Source organism: Methylobacterium oxalidis, assembly GCF_007992195.1.
Classification (GTDB): Bacteria; Pseudomonadota; Alphaproteobacteria; order Rhizobiales; family Beijerinckiaceae; genus Methylobacterium; species Methylobacterium oxalidis.
Window position 1 is genome coordinate 1 of sequence record NZ_BJZU01000195.1, and the last position, 5,825, is coordinate 5,825.

General features: G+C 62.8%; 3 protein-coding genes and 2 pseudogenes. 3 read left to right on the plus strand and 2 right to left on the minus strand.

Annotated features, from left to right (window positions below; genetic code table 11):
- Positions 1-1,634: 1,634 nt before the first annotated feature.
- Together MOX02_RS29015 and MOX02_RS29020 are read right to left on the minus strand one after the other, a co-directional pair.
- Positions 1,635-2,309, minus strand: coding sequence for a dienelactone hydrolase family protein (locus tag MOX02_RS29015; RefSeq protein ID WP_147029253.1), 675 nt, complete (start codon positions 2,307-2,309; stop codon positions 1,635-1,637).
- 131 nt (positions 2,310-2,440) lie between these two features.
- Positions 2,441-2,800: an SPW repeat domain-containing protein gene (locus MOX02_RS29020; protein WP_147029254.1), complete on the minus strand. Its 360-nt coding sequence runs from the start codon at positions 2,798-2,800 to the stop codon at positions 2,441-2,443.
- 231 nt (positions 2,801-3,031) lie between these two features.
- On the opposite strand from MOX02_RS29020, the pseudogene MOX02_RS29025 reads away from it, so the two are divergent.
- The 3 genes and pseudogenes from MOX02_RS29025 to MOX02_RS29030 all read left to right on the plus strand — a co-directional run.
- Positions 3,032-4,467: pseudogene (locus MOX02_RS29025) on the plus strand (IS1182 family transposase).
- Positions 4,468-5,118: 651 nt separating this feature from the next.
- Positions 5,119-5,292: a hypothetical protein gene (locus MOX02_RS31660; RefSeq protein WP_170268042.1), complete on the plus strand. Its 174-nt coding sequence runs from the start codon at positions 5,119-5,121 to the stop codon at positions 5,290-5,292.
- Positions 5,293-5,605: 313 nt separating this feature from the next.
- Positions 5,606-5,825, plus strand: a pseudogene (locus MOX02_RS29030) (hypothetical protein); the annotation flags it as partial.

Here is a 5,825-nt window from a genome sequence, read left to right on the forward strand (position 1 = left end):
ACGCGCTCCTCACTTACACACGCAGGCCACCAGGCGAGCACGGACCTGCCTCAAGCTCATCCAAGCTGTCTCAATCTCTCGCCTCCTCACGGCTCCATGAGCCATCGCATCACCCCACCAGCATCTGCCGATGTGATCCGCCGGCTCGGCTCTCGCGCTACTCGCTCCGGAACTCGGCGACGCAAACCAGTGCTCGATCCGCGTGCCTCGTCATCAAGCTGAGCATCTGCAAAAGCAGGAACCGGCGGGGTTACGATGCGACGTGCGTGCTTGGAAGCTGCCATGCTCTCGCGTCGGCTTTCGGTTGACCGAACACCATGCAGGTTCGGCCCCGCGTGGCTGGAACGGCGCTCAACCGTGTCCGGCACCTGCGATCGGGCGACCGTGTCTCGAGCCGCGTTAGCCCGCGATCTTTCGGCCACACCAGAGAAGTCTGTCCTTCTTGCCTGCCCCAGCACCGCCCGCTCTGCCCGCTTCCGATCAGCCTTCAGCATCTCAGCCTGAGGCTGGTCAGCCCGCGCTCCATCCTTCTTCGCCGGCTCGGACCGAGTCGCGACTGCCACGTTTCGGTCAGATCTGGCCGCCTGCCGAGCTATGTCCCCCTTTACTGCGTTGATACGATCCGGGCGTGCCTGATCCTCGTTTGATGTCGCGGCTTCAGCCTTTGTGGAATGTTCAGCCGGTCGCTGTTGCTGCGGTCCGTCCACGTCGAAGGTGAGCGGCGAACGCGGTTCCTGACGGCTCGAAGAAGATGCGCTTTGTGTCGTCACCGGATCGGCCCAGGGCTGATCGGCAGGCGGAGACGAGGCAACTCTCGACGCTGTTTGTGCTGGTGGTGAGCTGGGAGCATCGCCGGTATTCAGGGAGACGAAGGCGACAGTCGCTAAGACACCACCAGCGAACGCAGCCCCCGCCGCAATGAGATTCGTAGCAGGGGAGCCCATCTGCGCTCTTTCACGACGTTTGGGATTGAACACCGAGAAACCTTCGGGCGCAGCATCGGTTCCGTCGGTCACCGCCAATAGGCTCTCACCTCCATCGGCAAGCTGCTGCCTTCGGGCTGGTTGCCACCTGTGAAAACGTCGAGGACTGCGCGAAAGCCTGCTGCCTCGAATTCACTGCCCTCAGCCTGAGGCATGGCGCCGCCAACAAAGGACGCTTAGGGAGCCAGCCTAACACCCCGCGGCACTCGATCTGGCCGATCGGAACGTTCGATTTAGGTCGTGCGACCTCGCGTCAGGACCGGAGCAGGGCCATCATTGATGGCGATCCTTGAACCGTAGAGATTGAGCCGGTGCCCGATGGCGGTGGGTCAAAGAAGGCGTGTCGCAGCCCGGTCGTGCGACCGTGATCCGAGGGGTGGATCCCGACCAGCGATGGGGAACGGCGAGGAACACCATGGGGAACATGGGGAACACCTCGGCCGTTCACGTCACGAGAACTTCAGCAGGATCAGAGACTTAAGTGGAGCGGGCGATCGGGATCGAACCGACGACATTCAGCTTGGGAAGCTGTGGCAGGCCGTTGATTTTGCTGTAAGGTGTTCTCCTGGGTAAGCTGCCGCAGAGCGCAGGTGGCGCGAGAACAGACCTCTGCCGTGCGTATGAGGTAACAGCTGTCCGGATGAGGCGATCTCAGGCCTGATCGGGTCCGAGGTGTTGATCCAAGAAGCTGGCGATCCGGGCGGCCGAGTCGAACTGAGCTGCTCCCGTAAAGCCGTGCCCCTGTCCTGAGTAGATCTTGACCTCGTAGTCAGTGCCCAGCTCCTTCAGCAGGCGCTCAATCGCTTGTGCCTGCGAGACCGGGACGACCGGATCCGAGGCGCCGTGCAGGATCAGGGTCCGGGGCAGGCGCGGCTGACGCATGGCGTAGCCCTCTGGCAGCGGGCCGGAGTAGTCCACGATCGCTTTGATCCGGAGATCAGACGCAGCCGTCTCGAACGCTAATGCCGCCCCAAGCGAGACTCCCACGATGCCAAGCCGGTTTGAGTCGACGCTGGGCTGCGAAGCTAGCCAGCTTACGGCATCCCGCACGGTGGCAGCCCAGAGCGGATAGTCTTGGCGCAGCCGCGAGTAAGCGACACGCCGGTCACCCGTGCGGTCGAGGTAGAGCAAGAAGGCGACGTGGTAACCCGAAGCTGCGATCGTGCGTGCGGCCAGTCTGTAGCCATCGGCGAAGGTCAAACCGTCCGCGCCATCCAGAAGCAGAATGGCCGGCCCGTTCAGACCTGTGCCTCCTGCTGCAGAGCCGCTCGACGCAGCGAACCACTCGACCTCAATCAGCTGGCCGCCAATCGTGAAGCTCAGCATGCCTCGTGCGGTACTTCTGCTGAAGCTGAGCCCGGCTGCAAAGTCGGCCTTCGTGGGCAGTACCAACTCTCACGGCCCATGGAGGATGCATCTGGCTGCCTAGCGGTCTGGATGCGAAATCTCTGTGTCTTTCAGAGTTGACGTGGCGCAGGTTTGGTCTGCGTGACGAGGCTCGCCACGACGGAGAAGAGCCCGAATGACATGTGGATCCTGCTCGTCTCATCGGCGAAGCCGAAGATCCAGGGTGAGATGGTCAGCAGGAGGCCGGCGCCGGCATCAAGGGCGAGATGAACTGGTACGGGTACGAGGCGAACGACGCCCAGCTCATAGTCAGTGATGAGGCTGTAGAGTATCGCTCCGGCCCCGAAGATTACGGCTATCCACTGAGCCGCACTGCCGGTTGCGAACCCGAACAGCCAAGGCGTTGCGATCAGAGCTAGCCCCCAGAGATAGTCCACGGCGCCATGTATGCGCGTCGGCAGGAACCGCATTAGACATCGCCTCAAGCAACCTTTGCCGGCTTGAACCCAGAGGCAATCGCCTCGTTCCGCCTTTCGTCACCATTTAACAATACAATACGGTGTCAGAACGCAGATCGCATGTTGGTGGCTGCTAGCGGTCAAAACCTGAAACTTGGTACCCATATGGACGATCCGCTGCGGGTGGAGGCTGTGTGAAAACGTAGCGATTCTGATAGTCTCTGCAAGGCAGCGGAGGCGTGTATGGCGCGGTTTATCTGTGGTGCGGATTGCCACCAAGTTACGCTGTTGCCGAACCGGTTGGACGTCTACGTGTCCGAAGACAATCCGCTGCGCGTCGTCGACCTGTTCGTGGACGAACTCGATCTCACGGCCCTGAGCTTTGCGGGCATGATGCCCGCCCAACCGGGCGGCCCGGCTATCATCCCGCGACGCTGCTGAAGCTCGACCTCTACGGCTACCTCAACCACATCACCTCCAGCCGCCGCCTGGAGCGTGAGGCCGGCCGCAACGTTGAGCCGATGTGGCTGATCGGCCGCCTCGCCCCCGACTTCAGGACCATCGCCGACTTCCAGGGGGATAACGGTCCTGCGATCCAGGCCGACTGCTGCCAGTTCGTGGTGCTGTGCCGACAACTCGGCCTCCTGGCCGGTGGTGTCGTGGCTCTCGATGGCAGCCGCTTCAAAGCGGTGAACACACGCGATCGCAACTTCACCCCGGCGGCGGTCCGGCGCCGCATCGCGCAGGTCGAGGCCAGCATCGCGCGCTATTTCGCCGCCCTGGACACCGCCGATCGCCAGGAGGACGAGGTCGCCCACGTGCGCAAGGTGCGCATCGCGGAACGTCTGGACGCCCTGCGGACGCGGATGCGCGAACTGCAGGCGATGAAGACGCTCGTCGAAGCCGCCCCCGACCGACAGATCTCGCTGACCGATCCGGACGCGCGGGCGACGGCCACGCGCGGCAAGGGCACGGGGATGGTCGGCTACAACGTGTAGGCGGTCGTCGACACCGAGCATCATCTGATCGTCGCTCACGATGTCACCAACGTCGGGCACGACCGCACCCAGTTGGCTCACATGAGCCGCCAGGGCCAGGTCGCCACCGGGCATGAAGCGCTCAGCGTGCTGGCTGACCGCGGCTACTTCTCGGGCGAGCAGATCCTGGCCTGCGATCAGGCCGGCATCGCGGTGACACTGCCCAAGCCGCTGACCTCGGGTGCTAAGGCGGAGGGGCGCTTCGGCAAGCAGGACTTCGTCTACGAGGCGGAGGCGGATACCTACCGGTGTCCGGCCGGCGAGCAGCTCTCCTACCGCTACACGAACGTGGAGGAGGGGCTGACCCTACGCCGCTACTGGACGACAGCCTGCCACGGCTGCGCGCTCAAAGCGCGCTGCACGCCAGCCAAGGAGCGGCGGGTGACGCGGTGGGAGCACGAGGCGGTCCTGGAGGCCGTGCAGCGCCGGCTCGACGCGGATCCTCACGCGATCCTCACGCGGCGGCAGACGGTCGAACACGTGTTCGGGACGCTCAAGAGCGGGGTGGGGGCGACCCACTTCCGGACGCGGCAGTTGAGAAACGTGGCGACCGAGATGAGCCTGCAAGTCCTGGCCTACAATCTGAAGAGAGTGCTGGCGGTCCTCGGAACCGGACTGCTCCTCACCGCCCTGCGGGCGTGAGAGCACGCCGCACCTCGCGCGCCGTCACCGCTCCGCACCGACACACCAAAACGCGTTCTCACACAGTCGTGGTGGGTAGCTGGCATTCAGCCAAGCGGCATCATGGGACCGCATTGCCCTCAGGAGCGGACCTTCGCCGGCTGGGCATTATGGAGTCAGCCGCCTCGCGTAAGCGCGTTTGTGGAAACGGAAAATGCCATTCTGGATAGTATCTAGATGTGCTCGGCACTGCCTTGCGGACCGCACCTATAAAGGTACAGAGAAAACCGCCCCCACGGGGCGCGTGCGGGCGGTTCTATACTCGCGGACATTGTGAGGGAAAGGGGCCGCGAGTATGCCTCAGCGTGCGCCTGCGAGCCGAGCCTGTCCATGGTCTTCAGCGTACAGAAAGCGCCGAACCTTGAATTCTGAAAATATAAAATCCACCTTTGGGCAAAGCTGCCTAGGCCTGCAAACCTAAATTGGCCTTCTCCGTGAGTAGTTGCATAGCAGAGGCGAAATCTGCGCTAAAATTTAGGGCACAACACATCGCTGATAAAATGCCCATCATAATCTTTTGTAAACAACCTAAAATCGACAATCTTGAAAATAAGAATAGTATTTCTAGAGAATAAGTATAGAGTGGCTGCTCTTCACGAAGAGGAGCGGCACATGCGCGCGACGAGCTCGTTCGCGGCAGCCGTCGTGCTAGCCACCGGGGCGTTATGGGCCACCATGCTGACCGTCCCGCCGCAATCCACGGCGTCCGTCCAGCCCCGCATCAACATCCAGGAACTGACCGTCAAGGCGAACCCAGAGGGCGGCCACCACGACGACGCCTTCTAGCGCACGCCTCCTGTGAACTGTTGCCCCGCCCCAAGCCTACGTTCCTGATAATTCGGAGGTAAGCCATGTCCAAGCTTGCCATGGCCGCAGCCGCGTTTGCGCTCGCGGCGGTCGCGTTCTGGTCTGTGATTCTGACCAGCCCACCAGCCTCGCACGCTGCAGTCACTCCCGTCGCCGGATACGCTGACGGCGCGACAGCCGACCACTGCGTCCCGTTCAGCGCCTGTCCCTAGTCTGCGTACGCTCCTGCGGGCGGCAGAAAGGACGACCGAGCGGCAAGGCCGTCCCCGCGATGGCTACAAGGTCGGCCACCATGACGAACTTCCACCAGCTTCTGAACTGGACGCTGAAGCGCGGCTCGCATCTCTTCCCGGGTCCGGACGGCGGCACCTGCATCAACGAGGCCGCCATCGTCGCGTGCGGCTTTCCTTATCAGCCGGTGCAGGCGCACACCGACATGCCCTCGTGCTTCTCGCGCCCGATCTGCCGATTGGCGCTGTTTCTCAATGATGAAGCCGGGAACGTCGAGCGGT